The sequence below is a fragment of the Pantoea sp. GABEPS69 genome, assembly GCF_045780835.1.
GTDB classification, from domain to species: domain Bacteria; phylum Pseudomonadota; class Gammaproteobacteria; order Enterobacterales; family Enterobacteriaceae; genus Pantoea; species Pantoea septica.
The window spans coordinates 50243-72503 of the sequence record NZ_CP118621.1; the positions used below are offsets into that span (position 1 = coordinate 50243).

Annotated in this window: 23 protein-coding genes; all 23 read left to right on the plus strand. The window is 59.3% G+C overall.

The annotated features are described in order from the left end of the window. Positions 1-203: 203 nt before the first annotated feature. The 23 genes from PVE98_RS23390 (at position 204) to traD (ending at position 22257) form a co-directional block, all read left to right on the plus strand. Positions 204-533, plus strand: coding sequence for a type IV conjugative transfer system pilin TraA (locus PVE98_RS23390; RefSeq protein ID WP_052259267.1), 330 nt, complete (start codon positions 204-206; stop codon positions 531-533). A gap of 9 nt (positions 534-542) precedes the next feature. Continuing rightward, complete coding sequence (gene traL, locus PVE98_RS23395; RefSeq protein WP_048786172.1) at positions 543-839, plus strand: type IV conjugative transfer system protein TraL; 297 nt, start codon at positions 543-545, stop codon at positions 837-839. Between the two features lie 18 nt (positions 840-857). Next, complete coding sequence (locus PVE98_RS23400) at positions 858-1430, plus strand: TraE/TraK family type IV conjugative transfer system protein (protein WP_048786170.1); 573 nt, start codon at positions 858-860, stop codon at positions 1428-1430. Beyond that, positions 1423-2148 (plus strand): type-F conjugative transfer system secretin TraK, encoded by a 726-nt coding sequence (locus PVE98_RS23405; protein ID WP_069729367.1) that lies wholly within the window; start codon positions 1423-1425, stop codon positions 2146-2148. Before PVE98_RS23400 ends, PVE98_RS23405 begins: the two co-directional genes overlap by 8 nt. Continuing rightward, positions 2138-3493: a TrbI/VirB10 family protein gene (locus tag PVE98_RS23410; protein WP_069729366.1), complete on the plus strand. Its 1356-nt coding sequence runs from the start codon at positions 2138-2140 to the stop codon at positions 3491-3493. The genes PVE98_RS23405 and PVE98_RS23410 overlap by 11 nt, the downstream gene beginning before the upstream one ends. Next, the gene (locus PVE98_RS23415; RefSeq protein WP_069729365.1) at positions 3490-3846 is read left to right on the plus strand and encodes a hypothetical protein; all 357 of its coding nucleotides are present in this window, start codon (positions 3490-3492) and stop codon (positions 3844-3846) included. The genes PVE98_RS23410 and PVE98_RS23415 overlap by 4 nt, the downstream gene beginning before the upstream one ends. Beyond that, positions 3839-4003 (plus strand): hypothetical protein, encoded by a 165-nt coding sequence (locus PVE98_RS23420; protein ID WP_159222887.1) that lies wholly within the window; start codon positions 3839-3841, stop codon positions 4001-4003. Before PVE98_RS23415 ends, PVE98_RS23420 begins: the two co-directional genes overlap by 8 nt. Beyond that, positions 3996-4550 (plus strand): TraV family lipoprotein, encoded by a 555-nt coding sequence (locus PVE98_RS23425; RefSeq protein WP_069729364.1) that lies wholly within the window; start codon positions 3996-3998, stop codon positions 4548-4550. The genes PVE98_RS23420 and PVE98_RS23425 overlap by 8 nt, the downstream gene beginning before the upstream one ends. A 7-nt stretch (positions 4551-4557) precedes the next feature. Continuing rightward, positions 4558-7164, plus strand: coding sequence for a type IV secretion system protein TraC (gene traC / locus PVE98_RS23430; RefSeq protein ID WP_069729363.1), 2607 nt, complete (start codon positions 4558-4560; stop codon positions 7162-7164). Next, positions 7161-7517, plus strand: a complete 357-nt coding sequence (locus PVE98_RS23435; RefSeq protein ID WP_084227890.1) for a TrbI F-type domain-containing protein — start codon at positions 7161-7163, stop codon at positions 7515-7517. The genes traC and PVE98_RS23435 overlap by 4 nt, the downstream gene beginning before the upstream one ends. Positions 7518-7549: 32 nt before the next feature. Beyond that, positions 7550-8200, plus strand: coding sequence for a type-F conjugative transfer system protein TraW (gene traW / locus PVE98_RS23440; RefSeq protein WP_084227888.1), 651 nt, complete (start codon positions 7550-7552; stop codon positions 8198-8200). Positions 8201-8211: 11 nt separating this feature from the next. Next, the gene (locus tag PVE98_RS23445; RefSeq protein WP_069729362.1) at positions 8212-9003 is read left to right on the plus strand and encodes a DsbA family protein; all 792 of its coding nucleotides are present in this window, start codon (positions 8212-8214) and stop codon (positions 9001-9003) included. A 1-nt stretch (position 9004) separates the two neighbouring features. Then, a complete protein-coding gene (gene traU, locus PVE98_RS23450; RefSeq protein WP_069729361.1) occupies positions 9005-10009 on the plus strand; it encodes a conjugal transfer pilus assembly protein TraU in 1005 nt (334 codons plus the stop codon). Positions 10010-10019: 10 nt separating this feature from the next. Then, a complete protein-coding gene (gene trbC / locus PVE98_RS23455) occupies positions 10020-10469 on the plus strand; it encodes a type-F conjugative transfer system pilin assembly protein TrbC (RefSeq protein ID WP_069729360.1) in 450 nt (149 codons plus the stop codon). Then, positions 10469-10891, plus strand: a complete 423-nt coding sequence (locus PVE98_RS23460; RefSeq protein WP_069729359.1) for a hypothetical protein — start codon at positions 10469-10471, stop codon at positions 10889-10891. Before trbC ends, PVE98_RS23460 begins: the two co-directional genes overlap by 1 nt. A 57-nt stretch (positions 10892-10948) precedes the next feature. Beyond that, a complete protein-coding gene (locus PVE98_RS23465) occupies positions 10949-12793 on the plus strand; it encodes a conjugal transfer protein TraN (protein ID WP_069729358.1) in 1845 nt (614 codons plus the stop codon). Positions 12794-12795: 2 nt separating this feature from the next. Continuing rightward, entirely contained in the window at positions 12796-13569 is a 774-nt protein-coding gene (gene traF / locus PVE98_RS23470) for a type-F conjugative transfer system pilin assembly protein TraF (RefSeq protein ID WP_122983638.1), read from the plus strand. Positions 13570-13571: 2 nt separating this feature from the next. Then, positions 13572-14132, plus strand: a complete 561-nt coding sequence (trbB, locus tag PVE98_RS23475) for a type-F conjugative transfer system pilin assembly thiol-disulfide isomerase TrbB (protein WP_069729356.1) — start codon at positions 13572-13574, stop codon at positions 14130-14132. Continuing rightward, complete coding sequence (locus PVE98_RS23480) at positions 14132-15496, plus strand: conjugal transfer protein TraH (protein WP_069729355.1); 1365 nt, start codon at positions 14132-14134, stop codon at positions 15494-15496. Before trbB ends, PVE98_RS23480 begins: the two co-directional genes overlap by 1 nt. A 2-nt stretch (positions 15497-15498) precedes the next feature. Continuing rightward, a complete protein-coding gene (gene traG / locus PVE98_RS23485; protein WP_069729354.1) occupies positions 15499-18369 on the plus strand; it encodes a conjugal transfer mating-pair stabilization protein TraG in 2871 nt (956 codons plus the stop codon). Positions 18370-18404: 35 nt separating this feature from the next. Continuing rightward, positions 18405-18932: a hypothetical protein gene (locus PVE98_RS23490; RefSeq protein ID WP_069729353.1), complete on the plus strand. Its 528-nt coding sequence runs from the start codon at positions 18405-18407 to the stop codon at positions 18930-18932. Between the two features lie 68 nt (positions 18933-19000). Further along, positions 19001-19915 carry a DUF6012 family protein gene (locus tag PVE98_RS23495; RefSeq protein WP_159222890.1) on the plus strand — a complete coding sequence of 305 codons (915 nt, stop codon included), beginning with the start codon at positions 19001-19003 and terminating at the stop codon, positions 19913-19915. A 173-nt stretch (positions 19916-20088) separates the two neighbouring features. Then, complete coding sequence (gene traD, locus PVE98_RS23500; protein WP_069729351.1) at positions 20089-22257, plus strand: type IV conjugative transfer system coupling protein TraD; 2169 nt, start codon at positions 20089-20091, stop codon at positions 22255-22257. Positions 22258-22261: the final 4 nt, after the last annotated feature.

Genomic DNA, 22261 nt, shown 5'->3' on the forward strand with positions numbered 1-22261 from the left:
TCAATAACTTATGTTGAAGTGTGCGATCCGGAAGCGTAAAAAAACGTCAGCCAGTAAGGAAAACGTAAGTTTCTGTTGCCAGACCACAAATATGTAAAGGAGGCGTTACCAGTAAGCTCGTAATTTGACTTAAGACCATACAGGCAGTGAAAGACGATAGTTCAACCAACTAACCATTATATCCCTAACTGAGGAAAATTCCTATGAAGGGCACTCTCTCTTCGTGTGTAAATTACTGCCGCAAGGCAGGGGCGGTAGCGTGGAACAAAGCAAACAAACCTGCTCTGTTCACTGGAATGGCGATCCTGGCTGCTGCTGCTATGCCAGCCCACGCGGAAGACCTTTTCGCAAACGGGAAAACTACGATTAACGATACGTTCGGATCTGGAAGTACAGTCGTTTGGATTCTGTATATCCTCGAAATCATCGCTGCCGTGTTTACCTATGTGAAAACCAAAAACCTGGCCATGTTTGGCGGCATCGCCGCAGTCATGGTGTTTATCAACGTTGCCTTCGGCATCATCCCGTCTTAACGCGCGCTAATGGGTAAACGTGACCGGTATACCTTTGCGGCTACGTTTTCCGAGCAAAAGCGGTTCGTGGGGCTGCCACCTGATGAGTTCTGCCTGTACGTGCCACTGGCACTGCTGGCTATCTTCCTCAACATGTGGATTTTCGGCCCCACGCTCTTAGCCGCCGTGGTTGGAATTCGTCATCTCAAGAAAGGCCGCGGTTCTCAGTATCTTCTCAACCTGGCGTACTGGTGCCTGCCTACATCAGTGATGCGCTTCTTTATCAGCATCCTGCCTGACAGCTACAAACGGCACTGGGTCGCCTGACCCCCCTCCGGAGACAACATGGAATTAAAGCTGCGTTCGGCGGGAAACCGCAATATGGCCGTGGCTATTCTGGTGCTGCTCGTTATCACAATCCTCGCGCTGGCGCTCAGCTGGCGCATTTACGGCGATAACCGGGCGCTGATGAATCAGCTCGTTAATAACCGACAGACCATTGTTATTCCCTACGGCGCGGATACGCCGTTCAGTTTTACCGGCGAGCGCGGCGACGCCCGCTACCTGCGCCTGATGGCGCTGGCGTGGATGAACCTGCGCCTCAACATTTCCGACAGCAACGCAGACGCCAGCCACGAAATGCTGCTGGCAGGTGCCTGCGACGGCGCAGAGAAGTCCCTGAAGGGCGTGCTGGCGGACGAAGCCTCACGCGTGAAGGGAAACAGCGGCGGCTCGGTGTTCTATCCGAAAGACGTCAGCGTCTGGCCGGATAAGGGCATCGTTGATGTATCAGGCGATCTGCAGCTGAGCTACGGACTGCACGACGCGAGCCCGGTGAAGAAGCACTACCGCCTGCGTACCGATACCCGAAACAACCGTCTCTGCTGGAGCGCTTTCCTGGAGGTTCCCGATGCGTAAATCTTTGCTAATCAGCGCCGTGGCGCTACTGACTGCCTTTGGCGCCCGCGCGGAGCAGCTGACGCTGAGCCCCGGCGCGCGCGTCAACGCGGCGGTGAGTAACACTAACCCCAATTACCTGCGTGTGAATGACGACCGCATTCTCAGCGTGCAGGCGGCGCAGGGGGTGCTGAGCGCCAAATCCCCGACGCCAGAAGGCGCGATTGTGTTTTCTACCGTGACCGACAAGCCGTTCACCATGTTCGTGCAGACCGCGTCAGGCTTTGCCTTCTCGGTACAGGCGACCCCGGGCAAGCGCGCCGGCCTGAGCCTGACGGTTGATAACCGCGAGGTGCAGGGCACGGAGGAGGCGCGGGAGTACGAGCAGAAGCAGGATACCTACAGCGCGCTTATCAGCGGCCTGGTCGGGCGTTTCATCACCAACCGCAAGCCTGCGGGCTACGTGTTCAGCAAAAACACCGACGTCCCGGTTAGCGAATCTGTAAAAAGCGCGTTTGCGCTGCGCCCGGTGACGGCATGGCAGGGCGACCGGGTGCGCATCGTGCGCACGGACATCACCAGCCTTTCCTCGCAGCGCATCCGCCTGAGCGAGCGCTACTTCTGGAGCCCGGGCGTGATGGCTGTGGCGTTTCATCCGCAGCTCGACGTGCTGGAGCCTGGTGCAAAGGTGTCGGTAATAACCGTGTTCCGCACCCGAGGAGGCCCGGATGAACCTTAACAGCCTGGTCCGCAGCAAACAGCGTCGGCTGTTTGCCATCATCCTGGCCGCCGCTGCCGTCATCATCGGCGGTCTGTACCTTGCCAACCGGGGCGTGTCCGGCCATTCAGTAAAAAAAGCTGACAAGCCCGACAGTGTTGCCGCTGAACCGGACCTGACCGGCGGCGGGGTGGTGAACACGTTTGACGGTTCAGGACAGGGCTCGCTGCTGGTGAGCGCGCAGAACCGGGAAAAGGAAGCGCGGGAGCAGCTCTCCTCGATGCAGAAAGACTTCAAGTCGCTGAAAGACCAGATGTCGGACGTGATGAACAATAACAAGTCCCTGCAGCAGAACGTCTCCGACCTGATGGAGCAGCTGAAAAATCAACAGGATAAGTCGAAGGTCGCTCCAGGTGGTCAGCAAGGCGCAGGCTATACGCCGCCGCGCACGGAATACACCTTTGCGCCCGCGCCGGTGCAAAAGGGCCAGATCGATAACCAGACGTTTGACTACTCGCAGTTTGAGCCCAAAGCGAAGGACACCTCGTTCTGGGTGCCGACCGGTACGTTCTCCGACGCCATCGTGATCGAGGGGGCCGACGCCAACGCCTCGGTGCGAGGGGAAAACAACCTTGTGCCGATGCAGTTCAAACTCAAGGGCAAAGCGCACCTGCCGGGCAACAACAAATTCGACCGGTTCGATAACTGCTTCGTGACGGCCGCAGCATACGGTGACATCTCCAGCGAGCGGGCCATCGTTCAGCTGCAGCGCCTCTCCTGCATCATCGACGGCAAACACATCGATCAGGCTGTGAAGGGCCACGTCGCCTTTTACGGCAAAAACGGCATCAAGGGCGTGCCGGTGATGCGCAACGGCAAAATCCTCGGGCTGGCCTTTACCGCTGGCGCGCTGGGCGGGCTGGGACAGAGCGCCTCGCAGGTTGGCCAGACAGTCACCGGTATCGGGGCAACCAGCACTGTGAGCGGCGGAGACGTGGCGCGCGGCGCCATCGGCGGCGGCGTGGGCAAGGCGGCGGACAAGCTGGCCGACTACTACATCGAGCGCGCCGAGCAGTATCACCCGATTATCCCGATCGGCGCGGCGAACCGCGTGGAAGTGGTGTTTATCGAAGGCTTCCGCGCGAAGTTTATTGAGGATGAAGAGGCCGCGAAGCTCGCGAAAGAGCAGCAGCGCTCGGGCGGGCAGCAGCAGGACACGCAGACGCGGGAGCAGGGCAACAGCGGCCTGCCGCCGGATCTGGTGGGCAAGCTCGGAGACGCCACCCGCCTCAACATGAACGACTTCGTGACCCCAACTAACGGCGGACAGGCGAAGGGCACGGCCCCGCAGGGCGTGGCGCAATGACAGTCGAAAAAATCCGGCTTCGTCACGCAGAGCACTGCGGCTGGATGGTTTTTACCGAACGGACGGTGAACTGCTTCGGGCGTGAGGCCGACGCGCGCATCCCGGGCCTGCAGGCGCTGGGGTTTGGCGTAAAGAAGCTCTACTGCAAGCCCGGCCTCATCCCGGACGACGGCTACGTCGCCCTGTTCGGGGAAACGTTGCGGCGACTGCTGGAGGTCGCCCCCGGCGATGCCTTTGCCATGAGCATGCTGTCCCGGCTCGGGACCAGCGGCAAAAACGGCGACCTCTTTATCGACTTTACCGAAATCGACGCGCTGTCATCCGGTAGCGCCGACGGAGAACACCATGAATAACCCGACAGATGTAAGCCATACCCAGCCTGCTGATGACCAGCCTCTTTCTGGTCACTTTCTGACAACGGGCGAAACCGGCGCGGGAAAAACCGCGCTGACCATGACCCTCATGAAAGACCTTCTCAACCAACACGCAGACGGAGAGCACCATGACTAAAGCTCACTCTTTTATCATCAGCGCGCTGGCCGTAATGCTGAGCGGCTGCGCAGGCATGAACAGCGACTTTGAGTTCGACAAGCCGGCTAAGGACTCCGGGGTCTGGATGTCGCAGGCCGACGACATGTCAGCCGGAAGCAGCGGCAACGCCCCGTCAGCCGCTTCCGCCGCAGGCGGTTTCACCGGCGCGGGCATTCGCCTGGACGACTACCGCCTGATTGATACCGGCACCATCCGCCTGGACCCGCAGACGGAGGCGCAGGCGGGCCGCAGCGGCCTCAACGACGGCATCCCGGTGCGCGTGGCGTCATCCGGCGGGGTCCGCCCGTTCACGCGGGAAAACGGCGTGCTGCGCACTGACGCCCGGCAGACCGCGTACTGCAGCGCGGCGCACTGCTTCCCGGAGCCGGCCGCCGCGTTCCGCCGCCCTGACGGCGTGGCGCGCATCTGGATTGCGCCGTACGTCTCCCCTGACAACAACGTCCACATGGGCGAGGTCATCTACAGTGTCTCCAGTCACGGCGACTGGAGCGGCATTCTGATGTGAGGTCCGCATGAAATTTCTGAAAGGCTTCCGCTTTGACCCGCTGAACGTGGTGGACACAGTGGCGGGCATTCTGGGGGAGCGCGACACCACGAACGAAACGCGCCAGAAGCTGCAGGACATGGACTACCCCCATATCCGCGACCTGCTGCCTTACCGGGACTATGACAGCGAGAGTCAGATCTGGGTGAACAAGGAGTCAGTGGGCTTCGTGATTGAGTCGCAGCCGCTGATTGGCGCCAACGAGAAGCTGGCCGAAAGCCTGGAGTATCTGCTGCGCGACGTGACCCCCCGCGATGTTCCGCTGCAGGTGATGCTGGTTTCCTCCCGGGCGGTGAAAGAGCAGGTTGAGCAGGGGCTGAAAAATTTCGCCTGGAAGGGGCACCGGGCAGACGAGTGTAACGACGTCACCGCCCGCTTTTACCTGAACGGGGCGCGCTATACCTACAGCAACGGGCTCGACCATCCTCTGACACTGCGCGACTACCGGCTGTTCTTTGTATGGGGCATGCCGGTTAAAAATCTGTCTGAAACCGACCTGGTGCGCGTGCGCGACGTACGCCGTAACCTGCTGAACGCCCTTAATGCGGCCGACATCTGGTCTGAGGCCATCGGCGTAACGGAGTTCAGCAGCGTGCTGCGCGAGTTCTTCAACCATGACCCGGCGCGCCTTGAGCGCTACGACAGCGAGTACGATCCGGCGGCCGATCTGAGCACGCAGTTCGTAGACCGCACCACGTCCTGGCGGGTGAAGCCCTCGCATATCCGCATCGAGGGCAGTGACAGGGACAGTAAGCCGTTTGCCGCGCGCATGGTGAATCTGAACCTCGACAACAACCCGCAGGAGCATTACCTGTGGCAGAACGGCAATATTTTTCAGGACCTGATGTCGCCGACTAACGGCATTCCCTGCCCGTTTATCTGCACGATGGTGCTGACCACCGAGGAGCAGATGAAGAGTCAGGGCGAGGCCAACAGCCGCTTCCTGGCGCTGGACTCGCGCGTGAACACCAGTTACGCCAAGTACATTCCGTCCACCACGCGTCAGCACGCCGAGTGGAAAGACGCCCGCGCGCGGCTGCTGTCAAATCAGACGTCGCTCACGAGCTACTTCTACGGCATCACGCTCTTCTGCCCGGACGACGACGACCTGACGTCCCGCTATACCGAAAAGACGCGCAACGCCTTCGCCGCGCAAGGCCTGCGCTTCGTGCGCGCCGACTTTATGCAGCTGCGCAACCTGCTGGCCACGCTACCGTTTGCAATGGTGAACAAGAAGCTGCGTGCCGACTGCCGCAAGACCGGCGGCATCCAGCGTTCGGAGTCGTTTCACGCGGTAAACCTGATGCCGGTCATCGGGGATAACAAGCTGTGCGCCTCGGGCATTCTTATCCCGAGCTACCGCAACCAGGTCGCATTCATCGACGTGTTTGATGAGAGCCTGCCGAACACCAACTTCAACTGGTTTATGTCCGGCACCTCGGGTGCAGGCAAGTCGGTGCTGGCGAACTCCATTGCGCGCTCGGTGCTGGACAAGGGCGGCACGGTGGCGGTGCAGGACATCGGCGACTCTTACAAGGCGGCCTGCAGCAGCCTGGGCGGCACTTACATCAACGGCGAGTCGCTGCGCTTTAACCCGTTTGCGAACGTCACCGACATTACGCTTGCGGCCGAGCGTATTCGCGATCAGCTGTGCATTCTGGCAAGCCCCAACGGCCTGCTGGACGAGGTGCACGAGTCGCTGATTCTGGAGGCCATCACCGAGTCGTGGCCTCAGTATCAGCAGGACATGCGTATCGATCACGTCATTGAGTACCTCAAAAAACAGCAGGCCGCGATCACCCGCGAGCACTCCTCGCTGATTGGCGGGCGAATTGACGAAATTACCACGCTGCTCGGCAAGTACAGCACCACAGGCATCTACGGGAAGTTCTTTAACTCGTCCGAGCCGACCCTGAAGCCTGACCTGCAGTTCGTGGTCACCGAGCTGGGCGACCTGCGCAAGCAGCAGGACCTGCTGTCGGCCATTCTCTTCACCATCATGATCTGGAACGAGAACATGATGTACACCACGCCGCGCAGCATGCGGAAGATGAACATCATCGACGAGGGCTGGAAGCTGCTGGGCGGATCGAGCACCAAGATTAAAGACTTCATCGAGGAGGGTTACCGCACCGCCCGCCGTCACAACGGCTCCTACGGTACGGTGACCCAGGCGATACGCGATAAAAACCTGTCCACGGCGGCGCTTGCAGCCTACGACAACAGCTCGTTCAAGTTTACCTGTATGCAGGACGCCAAATCGTTCACCACCTTCCAGAAGGAGGAGCCGCACGCCTTCAGCGAGCTGGAGTGGGAAATGATCAGGAAGTTTCCGCCGGCGAAAAAGGCGCGCTACAGCTCGTTCCTGCTGAGCGTGGGCGAATTCTCCAGTTTCCATCGCCTCATTCTCGATCCGCTGAGCGACGGGCTGTTCTCCTCCAAAGGCGAGGACTTCACCTACCGCGAGAAGCGCCTGCGCGAGGGCGCTGACATCAAGGACATCCTGTTTGAGATGGCCGACAACGACGCGCACAAGCGCGACATCATCCACATGCTGCGGGAGATGCAACTTTGAATACAAAACACCTTGTGACGGGCTGCGGCCTGTCTGTTGCGCTGAGTGTGGGCGTCTGCGCGACCGCCTGGTTCCTCTGGCTGAAGCCGCCTGAGCTTGTCACCTTTGACATGAAGGGCACGACCAACGCGCTTATCCGCCAGACCGCGAAGCTTGACCTGACCGACGACCAGCGTAAGGCGCTGCTGACCCGCTTTGACCGCAGCGTCACCACCGCTACGGCGGAATATGCCAGCGAACACGGTGCGGCCATTCTGGTGAGCCCTGCCGTAGTCACCGGCCTGCCGGACGCCACGCCGGAAATTCAGGCGCGCCTCGCCGAGCTGATGAAGGCCGGTAACCCGCAGCAGTAACCCTGTCCGATCACCCCAACGGGAGCCTCCCGATGATACATGCAACTCCGCTGGCGCGTGCAGTCGCCGGCGCGCTGCTCGCCATGCTCAGCCTGCAGGCGGGCGCGGCTGAGCTGGGCACGTACGGCGATACCTGGGACATCCGCGAGCGCAACCTGATCGCGGTCCTGAAAGACAACCTGAAAGAGCACTTTGCCGGCCGGTCGCAGGCCGACATCGAGCGGGACATGCAGAAAAAGGCTGAGGACGAGGCGATGCGCCCGCCGCCGGTGGCAGGACTCACTACCGCGCGCGAGACGCACAGCCGCCTGTTTGACCCGTCGTTCACGGTGCAGCGCGACATTGCCGACCAGAACGGCGTGGTGTTTGCGCATAAAGGCCAGGTAGTGAACCCGTTTGACGTCATTCCGGTGTTTGACGAGACGCTTTACTTCATCGACGCCGACGACGACCGGCAGATTGCCTGGATGAAGCAGCAGGTGCCGCACACCACGACGTCCCGCGTCATTCTCGTTAACGGCAACGTGCGCGACAGCGCAGAGGCCCTCGGCAGCCGGGTCTACTTCGACCAGACCGGCAACATCACGAAAAAGTTCGGCATCACGCAGGTGCCTGCAGAGGTGAAGCAGGCGCCCGGAAAAAAACTCTTCCTTATTACTGAATTCGGTCTTCCCGACCGCTAACGGAGCCAGACATGAAAAAGCACATCCTCGCCGCCGTCCTGACGCTGAGCCTGACCGGGCACGCGATTGCCGCTGACAACGCCTTCAGCGATGCGCAGAAAGCCCAGATCGGCGCGATTGCAGCGGACTACCTGCGCGCGCACCCGGAAATCCTGATTGAAATGAGCCAGAAGCTGCAGGCGCAGTCGCAGGAGAAACAGATGGCCTCCGCCGCTGGCGCGGCGCTGAAGGAGCAGGACGGGCTGCTGAACGATCCGACCTCGCCGGTGCTGCACCCGAAGGGCGACGTCGCGGTCATCCAGTTCTTTGACTACCAGTGCATCTACTGCGCGAAAGTCGCCCCGACCGTGGAGCAGTTCATCAGCCAGAACCCGAACGTGCGTTTCATCTATAAGGAATGGCCAATCTTCGGCAGCCGCTGGCCTGCATCGGTACAGGCGGCGAAAGTTGGCCTGTCTGTGTACAGGAAAGGCGGCGCAGAGGCGTACCACCGCTACCACGCCGCGCTCTACGCGACCGGCCACAACGAAGGGAAGCTGCTGGATGAAGACATCCGCCAGGCGGCGGTGAAGGCGGGCGTGACCACGACGCCGAAAGAAGAGGTCGAGGCGATGGGCGCGGCGCTGGAGAAAAACAACCAGCTGGCCCGCAGCCTCGGCATTCAGGGCACGCCCGCCTTCTTCGTCATGCCGGTCACAGGCGCCACCGCTGAGAACGTCAGCGTTATCCCGGGGGCAACCGACCTGCAGGCGCTGCAGGGGGCGGTGGAAAAAGCGCGCGGCGGCGTGAAGAAAGGGGGCTGATATGGCCTGGCGCACGGTTTTACTGGCGCTCGCGGTGTGGGTCTGCCAGCCGGCGCTTGCCGCTGACAACGGCAAGACGTCCCTAACCTGCGAGGGGCGCTGGGTTAACCCCATCACCGACGTGTGCTGGGAGTGCCTGTTCCCGATGAGCATTGGCAGCGTGCAGGTGTCGGCCGGATCGCTGCCGGATACCGAAAACCCGTCATCACCCATTCAGTTCTGCCCGGCGCCGCCGCCCATTTTTGAGCGCCCGGGCATCGCGATTGGCTTCTGGGAGCCGTTTGCGATGACTGACGTGACGCGCTCGCCCGGCTGCATGGTGAACATGGGCGGCTTCAACATCAACATCCCGAACACCGGCACCGGCACCGGCACGAAAACGGCGAACGAGCACCCGGGCACGTTCTATCACGTCCACTGGTACAAGTACCCGCTGATCTCCTGGCTCAACATTATTACCTCGGAGATGTGCATGCAGGGCGGGGAGTACGACATCGGCTACCTGTCAGAGCTGGACCCGACCTGGCAGAACGACAACCTGGCGCTGTTCCTGAACCCGGAGGTGATGCTGTTTGCAAACCCGGTGGCGCAGATGGCCTGCGCGGCGGACGCGGTGGCGGCGGGCGTGAGCAAGCCGATTGATGCGCTGTTCTGGTGCGCGGGCTCGCACGGCTCGATGTACCCGTTCACGGGCAACATCGTGAACGAGTCGAGCGGGCTTAACAGCGGCGCGCTGCTCTCCGAGCGGATGGACTTCAAGCTGCACCGCGAGGGACTCATCCTGGACACCGTGCCGCAGAACACCGCCGTCTGCTACGAGTACCCGTCTGCGATCATGCCGAAAAGTCGTTACCGCTATCAGATGGTGAACACCATCCCGGACGTGGCGTCGTGTCATCCCTTCGGGCGCAACGTGATGCTGTGGCAGACCGGCAAGGAAATGCCGACCACCAAAAAGAACTACGGCTATCTCATCTGGAAAAAGCGCAACTGCGTTGTGCTTTAAGCGAGGACTTATGAGGAAAACACGCAACGCGCTGCTGATTGCCGCCGGACTGACGGCGGCGCTGGCCGCGCAGGCGGAAGACGCGCCGCAGGGCACGCAGGTCGGTAGCACGGAAAATGAGACGGCCTATTTCCTGTCCGCCTCTGTGCCCGAAAAGGAGATGGCCATCCTGATGAAGGCGGCCGAAGCCCGGGACATTCCGGTTTACTTCCGGGGGCTGGTTGGCGACAGCATGGAGCAGACCGCGAAGTACATGATGTACATGGTCAGCACCTACAAGGTGCGCGGCGTGCAGATAGATCCGGTGCGCTTTGACCGCTACGGGGTGAAGCAGGTGCCGGCGCTGGTGAAAAAGTGCGGTGACCGCTTCGACATCGTGTACGGCAACGTGGCACTGAATCAGGCGCTGAGCATGATCGAGACGCGCGGCGACTGTCGTACTGCTGATAAAGAGAGGTAATGACGATGTTTTTACTGAACTGCACCTGGCGCGGCTGCCTTGATAAGGCTGCTGCGTATTTAACTCCGGCTACTTATTTTCTGCTCAGGACGCTGGTCATACACCCGGTCATCCTGGGCGTGCTGCTCTTCATATGGATAAGCGGAGGAAATATCGGTGACGGGTTACTTAAAGGCGCCGAGCAACTGGTTCGGGATGCACCCGCCGGGCATGTCTGGATATGCGCAAAAAACGCTGACGCAGGCGTTGTGCTGTCGGTTCCTGAGACAACCCCTGAATGCCACAGACAAGCTGTTCCTCAGTCTTTATGGGTAGATAAAACTAACCGCGCTCTGGTAGCACTCTACAAAACCAGCGTGCTGTTTTCCCTGATCAGCTCTGTAGCGACATGGTTTATCAGACATCGTGCTTTAGCACGCTGAAGCACAGAGACCTACCCGCTGCGGCGGGCCATTCTTCTGACCACTCCGGAAACTCTCATGAAAAAAGCCACTCGCTCCCTGCTGCAGGGGCTGCTGCTGACCTGCCTGTCAGCCAGCGTCCTGGCGGCGTCAATGGACGCTTCCAACCAGGAAGGCATTAACGCCGGCAAATCTGCTGACGGCACGACCAGCGCCGATCCGAACGGCTACTTCGACAACTACAGCTCAGACGCGCCGCAGCGCGGCTACTACAGTGGACCGACCCAGACGTCATCGAACATTGACGTGAAGGGGCAGACGGAGCTGAGCGAGTCCGACCTCGGGCAGACCGCGCGCGAGTCCTATGTGAATAACCCGGCGGACAAGCTCAGCTACGACTCTGACATGATGAAGTACAGCGACGAGATCCGGGAAAACGCTAACGCCATCACCGGCGTGAACGGCAGCCAGTGTGTGGCGCAGGAGCTGAACAAAACCACCTACACCACGCACAGCTGTGAAATGGCCACTCCGCTAACTCAATCGTGCACGCGTAAGGCAACCATCGTGACCACCGGATCGCGCGAGGAGTACGGCACGCAGCTGGTGCTCAACGCCCGCGACGTTACCGGCAAAAAGCTGGACAACTGGTGGATGCAGTATGACTTTGTCGTGCCGGAAGACGGCACCATCAGCAGCGGCACCTGGGAGTTCCTTTACCCCAAAGCACCGGGCTACCACGGAGACCGCCTGGACTACTCCATCCAGGCCTTTGGGCAGACGATTCGAACCAAAATCAACTATTCCGGCACCCTCAGCATTCCGGCCCAGAAGGTCACGCAGGGGCAGGTTATCAGCGTGCTGTTTCGCTATAACACCGACGGTCACTATGAGTCCGGTCGGGATGGCACCATGAATTCTCTCGCGAACGGCACGCAGGTGCTGCGCATCACGCTTCCCATGCAGGCGGTGCGCGACACGGTCACGGCGGGTATTGAATGGACCGACAGCTGCCCGGCCGACATGGGCGACGCGGTCAAGATGAGCGAGGTGTGCAGCGACCCGGGCGGCACCCGTTCGGTGACCGTGGGCGGGCAGGCCTACAGCGTCTACAGCGACTGCTGGGGCTACACCACCCAGTGGAACGTGTTCGAAGACGACACCAACACCTGTCAGGCCTACATCGACGATCCGAACTGCAGCGAAGGCACCCGCACCTGCACCCAGAAAATCGGCAACCTCTGCGTCTACAGCAAGCTGACTTACCAGTGTGCGCATACCGTGAAAAGCACCGGCTACGTCTGCGGTTCGGAGTTCTACTGCTCGGACGGCAGCTGCTCGGCGATGCAGGCGGGGCAGAACCAGAACTTTGAAATGGCGGTATCGCAGCTGGCCGCACTCGCGGCCGCGGGCAAGGACTTCGCGGGCATGGACCCGAACTCAGTGACAGCGTTTACGGGCAAGGCAATGGCCTGCCGCAAAAGCGCGGCGGGCTTCAGCAACTGCTGCAAAAGCGGCGGCTGGGGGCAGAGCGCGGGGCTCGCGCACTGTAACACTGAGGAAAAAGAGATCGGCACCGGCAAGGAGAAAAAGCTGGTCGTGAAGGTTGGCTCTTACTGCTCCAAAAAAGTGCTCGGGGTCTGCCTGCAGCAGAAAGAGGGCTACTGCGTGTTCGACAGCAAGCTTGCCCGCATCGTGCAGGAGCAGGGGCGGCGCGACCAGCTGGGCATCAGCTTCGGTTCAGGTGAAAGCCCGGACTGCAGGGGAATAAAGGTCGCTGAGCTGCAGGGCATTAAGTTCGATCACATCGACTTCAGCGACTTTTACGACGACCTGAACAGCAACATCAAACTGCCCGACCAGGACGCGCTGAACCAGCGCATCACCTCCGACATCCAGAACAGCCTCAAATCAGGAGACTAAGCGTGAGAAAACTCATCGGCCTCGCGCTGCTGCTGGCGGTATCGCCGCTGCACGCGGCAGAGGAAACAAAGCCCGACGGCTACAACTATGACCCGGCGGTCGGCTGGTACTGGTACAACGAGCCGGTAAAAAAGGACGAGGAAGAGCAGCCGGCGCCGACGCCCGCCGCACCACAGGAGACGCCCACGCAGAAGATGAAGCGCCTGCAGGCGTTTCGCGACAACCTGATGAATGAGGCGATGCTGCACCCCTCAACCGAAAACATCCGGCGCTACAAAATCGTTCAGGACTGGATGGTTAATCAGGCCAGCATGTTTGCCTCGCGCTGGGAGAAGGTGCTGCTGGACAACCCGGAGCTGGACTACAGCCTGAAGCACCCGTTCTACAACGGCACCGCCAACATCCAGTACACCGAGCAGCGCCAGAAGCAGCAGGCGGCCATCCGCTACGTCAACCAGCGCTACGGCGTGTTCTTCTTCTATCGCGGTAACGAGCCGCTGGATAACCGGCTCGGCGGCGTAGTGAAGGAGTTCAGCGAGCAGTACGGCCTGACCGTTATTCCTGTGACCGTGGACGGACGCGCCAGCCCGGATCTGCCGGACACCCGCCAGAACGGCGGGCAGGCGGAAAAGATGAAGATAGAACACTTCCCGGCCATCTACCTGGTGGAGCCGCGCACGAAGAAATACCAGCCGCTGGCCTACGGCTTTATCACCCAGGACGACCTGGCGCGCCGCATGCTCAACATCGTTACCGACTTCCAGCCCGAGGATTAATCATGATTTCAAGACTCTTTGCCGTACTGCTGATGCTCACGCCGGTGCTGGCCACGGCCAGCACGATTGACGACATTGCCCGCCTGGAGCAGGCGAAAGAGGGTGCGGACGCGCCCGCTGAACAGGAAAATGAGCCGGCACAACCTTCACCTGCTGCAGACGCGCAGCCGGCTCCCGCAAAACCCGTCTGGTATCACCTGAGCGACGGTCGCCGCGTGGACGTGGGCCACTGGCAGATCGTGCACTTTGTCCGCTCCGACTGCCCGTACTGCCACCGCTTCAACCCGACCCTGAAGTCGGTGTCCGAGCAGACCGGTATCGGCGTGTTCGTTTACAGCTTCGATGGCAAGGGTGACGCAGTGTTCCCGAAGGTTATGCCGGTGAATGACGGCATCCTGAAGGATTTCTTCGCAGAGCTGCCGCAGGCGACTCCCACTGACTTCATTATCAACACGCAGTCGCTGGTGACGATCCCGCTGTCGCAGGGGGAAATGAGTGAGGAGGCGCTGAAGCAGCGTCTGGACGAGTCGTTTGCACTGGCCGTGCTCCTGGGGGTGCTGTGATGAATAAATTTGCGTTAAGTGCCGGTATCGCAACAGGTCTGTTGTTTTCCGCTGCCGCGAGCGCGGACGTGCAGAACGACATCAACAAGTTTTTTAACGACATGGGCGGCGGCGGCGGTAACTACACGCAGGCGGCCGCCTGGCAGGGACAGTCAGCGGGCTACCTGACCGGCGGCAACCTGTTTATCCGCACGCCGGTGCGCAACATCCAGCTGATTTCGGTGACGCTCCCGGACATCAAGTCGGGCTGCGGCGGCATCGACGCCTACCTCGGATCGTTCAGCTTCATCAACAGCGACAGCATCAAAATCATGGGCAAGCAGATCCTGAGCAACGCCGCCGGTTACGCCTTCGACCTCGGGCTCGAAACCATCTGCCCGCAGTGCAAGGCGGTGAAGGACTACCTGCAGAAGCTCGCGGCGGACACTAACAACATGAACATCTCTACCTGCCAGGCCGCGCAGTCGATCGTCGGCGGTCTGTGGCCAAAAACCCAGGCGGCCAGCTCGCAGATTTGTCAGGACCTCGGCACCAAGCACGACGTGTTCTCTGACTGGGCGGCATCCCGGCAGGGCTGCGGCGTGGGTGGGGAAACCAACAGCGTGTTCGACAAGGCGACCGAGGAAGAGAAAAAGCGCATCCCGCGCAACCGTAACCTGACGTGGGACACGTTCACGAAGCTCAACCAGTTCTTCAGCAACGATCGCGCGCTGAAGGAGTTCATTATGTCGATGGTCGGCACGGTGATTTATGACGCGAATGGCAACCCGACGTTTCTGCAGCCGCGCGGGGGCAGCGAGTCGATGTTCAACACGCTCCTGAACGGCGGGACAGAGAAAATCTACCGCTGCAATGACAACAATACCTGCCTGTCGCCGACTATCGCGGAGCTGACCCTGTCGGAAGACGAGGGCATGACCGGCCGGGTGCGCAGCATGCTCAACGACATCTTTGATAAGGCGCGGAGCGACACAGCGCTTAACGACAATGAGAAGGCGCTGGTCAGCAGCACCCGCGTGCGCATCCTGCGCTACACCATCGACTCCGCGTCGGTGGGCATGGATCAGAGCGTGGTCAGCAGCCTGGCGGAGTACATCGCGGCCGATATGGTGATGTCATACATCAACGGGCTGATCGACGTGGCCGCGAGCGGGGCGGCGGGCACGCTCGATACCGAGGAAGAGAACAAGCACTTTCGCGAGAACCTGCGTCAGGTGCGCAACGAGCTGAGCCAGCGCGTCGCGCGCATCCAGGTGCAGCAGAACGGGCTGGCGGAGTATGACCGCAGCCTGTCCGAAACGCGCCAGCAGCTCTCGTCATCCGTTTCCGACAGCGTACTGTCTAACTATCAGTTCGGGGGGTAAGCATGGCGCTTGATATATGGGTGGTCAGCTCTGGCGGCATGATCACAATGGGCCTCAATGCGGTCGCTACGGTGATGGAAAACGGCGGCTGGAAGAGCACAATCTGGGTGGCGGAGATGCTGGGTATCGCCTTCTGCGTGATGACCTACCTGCGTACGCACAGCCTGAGCGCGATGTTCGGCTGGGGAATGACGTTCGTGATGGTCACCGCCCTGCTGCTGACGCCGAAGGTCACGGTGGTGGTCAATGACCTGACCGCCCCGGACACCATCGGGCGCGTGGATAACGTGCCGGCTGGGCTTGCTCTGCCGCTCTATCTGGCCACCGGCGTGGGCTACACGCTCACGACAACCTACGAAGACATCTTTCACTTCCCGGATGAACGGTCCTACACCAAAACCGGCATGCTGTTCGCGAGTAAGCTGCTGCAGGACAGCTTCACTATCGACAGCCGTAACCCGGTGCTGGCCTACAACATGGGGGAGTACGCGAAGAACTGCGTGGTGCCGGACATTATGCTGAACCACAAATACAGCATGCAGGACGTGATGGAGTCAGAGGACGTGCAGGCGCAGATCTTCGGCAACCCGAGCCCGATGCGTGCCATCTACTGGCGCGACGCTAACGGCACGACGTTTATGGTCTGTAGGGACGCGGCGCCACGACTGAAAACGTTACTGACGGCAGAGGCTAACAATACAGGCAGCACGTTCATGGCGCATGCGGCCCGCATGCTGCCGGGCAACAACGCGCCGCAGACGGTATACGCCGAGCAGCTGGCAGGTTCCTATGAATATTTCCTCGGCAGCAGCAAGTCGGCGCAGGCGATTATGATGCAGAACATCGCCGTTGCGGGCCTGCGTCGCGGGCTGAACAGCTACGTGAAGGGCATGAACGATACGGCCTCGATGGTGGACATCGCGTCCGAGCAGTCGCTGATGAAGCTGCGCCTGTCGCACGCGGTCAGCTACACCATCGCGACGGAGGTGCTGCCGCAGCTGCACACGGTGCTGCTTCTTTTCTGCATCTGCATTTTTCCGGTCATGGTGCTGGCGCTCTACGTGCGGGAAATCGCCTGGTCCGTCATCAAGAGCTACCTGAACTTTATGGGCAGCCTGATGCTGTGGCCGGTGATGTTCGCCATCTTTAACTTTGCGGTGAACTACAGCACGCAGAGCAGCTTTCACGCCACGGGCCCGACGCTCTCCAACATGAACCGCCTGATGGAAACCAGCACCACAACGGCAGGCATCGCCGGCTGGCTGATGCTGTCCATTCCTTTCCTGGCGTTCCGGCTGTTCACCGGGCTGGGCCAGAGTTTTGCAAGCCTCAGCTCCAGCCTGGGCAGCGCGCTCAGCAGCGCGTCTGCAGCGGACTCCGGCGCGGTGGCATCGGGCAATATGAGTGTGGGTAACGTGCAGATGGATAATATCAACGGGCACAAAACTGACCTGAACCGCGCATACCGCGAGGGGATGACCACCATGCAGCTGGGTAACGGCGCTATGAGGACCATGACGCAGGACGGGCAGACGGTGTATGACGCATCCGGCGCAACCAGCCGCCTCCCGGTAGATCTGCATCTTGACAGGAATCTGGCGAGTGCCGCGCAGCGATCGGTGCGCGACAGCATGGCGCAGACCGAAATGGCGGCGCAGGGCTACAATCACTCAGTGCAGGAAACCGGCTCGCAGCTTAAACAGTTTCATGAGCAGTTCGGCAACAGCGATTCGAAAACGCTGTCCGCTTCAACCGGCATGAGCATCACCGATGCCGAGCGCGTGAACAAAATGCAGAACGTGGCGCAGGACTATGCGACCCGTAACCATATCAGCCTGAATGAGGCATATTCGGAACTTGAAGATAAGAGTCGAAATTTACAGCTTAATGAAGGTGTTCGTGGCCAAGTCGGTATTGATTCAAGCAAAGCCCTTTGGGGTAAAGCTGGTCAATGGGTTACTGGAGCTTCAGCAAAAGGAGATTTGCATGCTGGGGTTGAAGGAACAGAACGCACAGGTTCCTCTTCTTCAACGACACAAGGCGGGCAAAATGGGAAAGATAATTCGCAAACTATCTCTGCACGCGAGTCTCAGGACTTCAGTCAGGGTATGGATGTGCTGCGTAACTACAGCACTACCTATAACGGTCAGCACGTCGATAACAATGCGTCCGGCCTGATGAACCAGATCTCTTCCGGTATCACCACGTCTGACAGCAAATACGCGCAGTACACCGCCAGCCAGTCGCATACGCATGAACTGCAGAAAATGGCCTCTGAAACGGAAACGCTCAGCGCAGGCGCGCGTGACAACTACACTCAGCAGTTTGTGGAGTGGGCGCAGAGGCGATCGCCGGGGAATGCCGAAACCATTCTTACCAATACGTCCGATGAAGGCGTTCAGAAGCAGCGTGACGGTCTGGTTCAGGAGTTCTTCGCAGAGAAGCTGCAGGGACGCATTGACGGAGACTACGCGCGAAATTCAGGAAGCACGGGTGAAGGGATGGGCTCACCGGCAAATACAGCAGGCGCCCAGTTCGGGGGGGCGTATAACAGCGCAAACCAAAGTATTGAAGCGGGCGTTGCCAGAAACAATATCCGTACTAATGTAGGCTCGGAGGTTGCATCCCAGCAAAATGTTGTTAATGAAAGAGCTAATCAAGCGGAAAATGAGCTAAGGGCAGGCGAGGTACAGACTCAGACAGGGGCGAATGCCAGAGAAAGCGAATTTAACCGAGCAGGACAAAATTACCAGCATGAAAAGGCGGCAGCTGATAAAGCACAGGGTAATTGGCTCCCTAAAGAGGCCAATGATATGCTCAAAAGAAATGCTGAAGCAAAGGAGTTTTACGATGAGCGGCGCAATAAAAAATAGCATTGCTTTTAATGATATTCTGACAGAGGTAATTAATGACTATTACTTATGAAAAGATTAAAAGTGAAGTAAGGATTATTTCGGAAGAGATGGTTAACTCAAGTAACAAGGTTCCTTCTATCTTTTCTACGGTTAAGTATGGCCTGCTACCGGCGGGGGTTTATTTTACTTTCTTTCTAGCCTGCCCGTTCGCAGATGTATTCATTAAAAACATTTGGATGTTTTTGGGTTTTTTATCTTTTTTCTTCTGGGTTTTTATATCCATTTTTATAAGCGGATATAGCCAATTTTTTTCTTTATTACCTGAAGGCGCTCAGGAGCGATTCGAAATAGTCAGGATTTGCTGTAAAAAAATGAAAGTGTATTATGCGATTTGGTTAGCGTCAGTATTTGTGGCCGGCCTCTTAGCCCTATTTACTATTTGGAATGTTATAGCGCTGGCAGTGGTGACTGTACTCTCCACAGTGCTTATTGCACTGGCGTTCAATTTCGATATGTCAAGGTATCAACTTGCAAGCCTGTTCGGTGTGATCAGCGCTATAAAAGAAAAGCCCATTAAATAGCCCCGCAGTAAATCTTAACGGCTCTGATTTTTATCAGGGCTGTTAGCCCTAATTTCAATTTCGAGGTGATGATGCTTATTCATTTAACGCCCTCCTTTTTTCTTAATTACTCCGATGTCTCTGTTGACTTAATTGACGTAGAAGTTCCTGAGTTAGGCCTGCATATGCAGAATGAAAAAGATATAACTGTTCGGTTCCCTGCGCCCAATAAACGGCTGCATTATGTCTGCCGTAAAAAAGGGCGCAAGGCCGTGTACGGCATTCTGCTGAATACGGATAAGCACGTAACGGATATTACCGTCAATACGCGCTGGGCCGTACAGGGTGAAGTCTCCACACACCGGGTACACATGCACATCGTGGGTGCCGACGATGCGGCTACCGATGTTATTCACCTCTGGAGCGGGGTTTTCAACACACCTTTCCGGGATAAATCCCCGGATCTGACTAAAAACTGGATACCGGCGTCGTGTCAGCCTCGCCTGAGCGTCTGCGCCGGCGACAGGCCGTCCGAGCGCGAGCCGGCAATCTGGCGACTTGCGGACGCAGCCGGGATTATCCGTCAGCAGACGGAATACTTCACCGCCGCCACCGTCGAGCCCGAACGCCTGCTGACGCCTACCCGCAGCAATGACCGGCTGCCGGCGCTGGAAGACGCGTTTGACTGCACCGTACGGGAATATGCGGACACGCTGCGCGTGCTTTATGCCTATCCGGGCGTGACCGTCTGTCCGGTGACGGAGCACGAGGAGCTTATCGAAAGCGACCTGACGGAAGAGGGAAGGCTCGACGCGTTCACCGCGATAATCCAGCCCGTGCTGCAGGAGGTTCGCGCCGTCTGCCCGGTCTTTTTTACCAATACCACCAACCTGATGAACAGCATCCGCCGCTTCTCCACGCACTTTCATGCGCTGAGCGATGCTGAAAAGCAGTTTGTCGAATACCAGATTAATCAGCCTCTGTTTCGCGTTTCAGTGAGCTGATACCGCCCGCCGCACAGCCTGACGCGCCCTGCGTCTGGCGGAGGAGGCGGAACATCACGTCAGCCCATCCGGGCACGTTCGCACCGTAACTAAATTCCGCGCAGCTTTCTGTCTGGCTTTCGCCTGCCCGCAGCCCTGTGCGCCTGTCTCTGTTTCCACATAAAGGACTTTCAATGAGCCTTAACGCCCGCGACTTTACCCAGGGCGGCCAGGTGATGAAATACATGATCGGCATGTTTGTGCAGATCATGAATATCGCCTCCTACTGGGTCGTGCTGTTTTCAGCACTGGTATTTTTCAGCTGGATGCTGCTGCGCCTTACCATGCAGGAGTTTATTCACGGCAGCGCCTACTGGCTGGTTAAGTGGTTTGTCATGCCTCTGTCGAAATTCTCTGGCGGAAATTCTAAAAGCGGATGGACCTTTCACTTTGAGCGACCCAATGGCGAAGTGGTGGCGTTTAAGCACACTGCTCAGCAGGTGATGAACGATCCGTATTTCGTGCAGATGGGCGAAAGCGTTAAAGACGCCGCATTTTACGGCTGGGGCATTGCCACATTCTGCTTTGTTGCCGCCATTCTCGGCATTACCTGGTTTCTGGGTAGTAAGGGCGCAAAACAGCGCGAGAGCGAATTTACCGGCGGCCGCATACTGGCAACAAGCCCTGCCGTGGTGAACCGCTTGCTTAAAAAGGCCGGCGTGATGTCTCCGCTCAGCATCTGCGGTCTGCACATTCTGAAAGACTCGGAGATGCAGAACTTCGGCCTCCACGGTACGGTCGGGTCAGGCAAGAGTACCGCCCTGAACGACCTGCTGCGCCAGCTGCGCGAGCGCGGGGATCGCGTCATCGTGTACGACAAAGGGAACAACTTCATTCCCACCTTTTACCGGCAGGACAAAGACAAAATCCTCAACCCTTTCGACCTGCGCTGCCCGTTCTGGGACCTGTGGGAAGAGTGCAAGACCGTAGGGGACTTTGAGAACTTCGCAACCTCCCTGCTGCCCGACAGTAGCGGCAGCAGCGATCCGTTCTGGGTGTTGTCAGCGCGCTCGCTGTTTGTAGCCACCGCGCGGCGCATGGCCCGCGAAAAGGACCGCAGCATCGGTGAGCTGCTGAAAAAGCTGATGTCCATCAGCCTGACAGACCTGCGCGCGTTTCTGGAGGGCACTGACGCGGCGAACCTGGTGGACGGCAGCATCGAGAAAACCGCGATGACAATCCGCACCATTCTGACCACCTACGTTCGCTCGCTGCGCTACCTGCAGGGCCTCGATCAGGACGGCCGCCGCCCGTTCAACATCCGCGACTGGCTGCACACCGAAGACGCGAGCGGCGACAACCCGTGGATTTTCATCTCCAGCGACGGCCAGAACCATAATGCGCTGAAGCCGCTGCTGAGCGCGTGGCTCTACATGACCATGTCCGGCATCCTCGGGCTCAGGGCCGACCGCAACCGCCGCATCTGGATTTTCCTGGACGAGCTGCCGTCGCTGCACAAGCTGCCCATTCTGCCGGAGTTCTGCGCCGAGGGCCGTAAGTTTGGCGGCTGCACCGTCGCCGGCCTGCAGAACTTCCCGCAGCTGGAAGAAACCTACGGCACCAACGCGGCCAAATCCATCTGGGACCTGCTGAACACCCGCGTCTTTTACCGCGCGCCCAGCGGTTCGATTGCGGACTGGGTACAGAAGGAAATCGGCGAACAGCGTCACAAGAAGTTTAAGGACCAGTACAGCTACGGCATCGACATCATCCGCGACGGCGTGCAGTTCTCCAAAGACGAGGTCAACGAGTTTCTGGTCAGCTATTCCGACGTGCAGAGCCTCAACGATTTGGAGTGCTACATCACCCTGCCGGGCGAGTGGCCGGTGGTGCGCATGAAGCTGCCCTGGAAGCCCTACCGCGAAATTGCCGAAGGGCGCATCCCGCGCGACGTGGAAGACGTGTTTGACCCGGACATCGAGGCGACGCTTGCGGGCGAAACCGCCGACAACCAGGCCGGCCAGATTGTCGGGCGGCTGTTCGGTGACGCGACTGAAGCAGCAGCGCCTGCAGAGGAACAGAACGCCGGTAATGCCGCGCCTGCTGAAGGTTCTCAGAGCGCTGCGGCGCCTGCTGACAACGCTACGGCACCTGCGGAAACGGCTTCCTCCTCATCGGCACAGGCAGCATCGGCTGAAGCTGGCGGGCGCGTAACGGCACTACCGCCGCCCGCAAATCCAGCCGCTCCTGCAGCGCCGGCGCCAGCCGCACCGACGCCCCCCGCGCAGCCCGCAGCGGAGAACCCCCTGCAGCAGGTGGACATTGTTAAACATCGCGACTTCGACCCTGACGATCGTTTCTGAGGTA

Excerpts from the sequence above, each read along its gene's own strand:
- PVE98_RS23390 (WP_052259267.1), top strand. The coding sequence starts at position 204 with ATGAAGGGCACTCTCTCTTCGTGTGTAAATTACTGCCGCAAGGCAGGG.
- traL (WP_048786172.1), top strand. The coding sequence starts at position 543 with ATGGGTAAACGTGACCGGTATACCTTTGCGGCTACGTTTTCCGAGCAA.
- PVE98_RS23400 (WP_048786170.1), top strand. The coding sequence starts at position 858 with ATGGAATTAAAGCTGCGTTCGGCGGGAAACCGCAATATGGCCGTGGCT.
- PVE98_RS23405 (WP_069729367.1), top strand. The coding sequence starts at position 1,423 with ATGCGTAAATCTTTGCTAATCAGCGCCGTGGCGCTACTGACTGCCTTT.
- PVE98_RS23410 (WP_069729366.1), top strand. The coding sequence starts at position 2,138 with ATGAACCTTAACAGCCTGGTCCGCAGCAAACAGCGTCGGCTGTTTGCC.
- PVE98_RS23415 (WP_069729365.1), top strand. The coding sequence starts at position 3,490 with ATGACAGTCGAAAAAATCCGGCTTCGTCACGCAGAGCACTGCGGCTGG.
- PVE98_RS23420 (WP_159222887.1), top strand. The coding sequence starts at position 3,839 with ATGAATAACCCGACAGATGTAAGCCATACCCAGCCTGCTGATGACCAG.
- PVE98_RS23425 (WP_069729364.1), top strand. The coding sequence starts at position 3,996 with ATGACTAAAGCTCACTCTTTTATCATCAGCGCGCTGGCCGTAATGCTG.
- traC (WP_069729363.1), top strand. The coding sequence starts at position 4,558 with ATGAAATTTCTGAAAGGCTTCCGCTTTGACCCGCTGAACGTGGTGGAC.
- traW (WP_084227888.1), top strand. The coding sequence starts at position 7,550 with ATGATACATGCAACTCCGCTGGCGCGTGCAGTCGCCGGCGCGCTGCTC.
- PVE98_RS23445 (WP_069729362.1), top strand. The coding sequence starts at position 8,212 with ATGAAAAAGCACATCCTCGCCGCCGTCCTGACGCTGAGCCTGACCGGG.
- traU (WP_069729361.1), top strand. The coding sequence starts at position 9,005 with ATGGCCTGGCGCACGGTTTTACTGGCGCTCGCGGTGTGGGTCTGCCAG.
- trbC (WP_069729360.1), top strand. The coding sequence starts at position 10,020 with ATGAGGAAAACACGCAACGCGCTGCTGATTGCCGCCGGACTGACGGCG.
- PVE98_RS23460 (WP_069729359.1), top strand. The coding sequence starts at position 10,469 with ATGACGATGTTTTTACTGAACTGCACCTGGCGCGGCTGCCTTGATAAG.
- PVE98_RS23465 (WP_069729358.1), top strand. The coding sequence starts at position 10,949 with ATGAAAAAAGCCACTCGCTCCCTGCTGCAGGGGCTGCTGCTGACCTGC.
- trbB (WP_069729356.1), top strand. The coding sequence starts at position 13,572 with ATGATTTCAAGACTCTTTGCCGTACTGCTGATGCTCACGCCGGTGCTG.
- PVE98_RS23480 (WP_069729355.1), top strand. The coding sequence starts at position 14,132 with ATGAATAAATTTGCGTTAAGTGCCGGTATCGCAACAGGTCTGTTGTTT.
- traG (WP_069729354.1), top strand. The coding sequence starts at position 15,499 with ATGGCGCTTGATATATGGGTGGTCAGCTCTGGCGGCATGATCACAATG.
- PVE98_RS23490 (WP_069729353.1), top strand. The coding sequence starts at position 18,405 with ATGACTATTACTTATGAAAAGATTAAAAGTGAAGTAAGGATTATTTCG.
- PVE98_RS23495 (WP_159222890.1), top strand. The coding sequence starts at position 19,001 with ATGATGCTTATTCATTTAACGCCCTCCTTTTTTCTTAATTACTCCGAT.
- traD (WP_069729351.1), top strand. The coding sequence starts at position 20,089 with ATGAGCCTTAACGCCCGCGACTTTACCCAGGGCGGCCAGGTGATGAAA.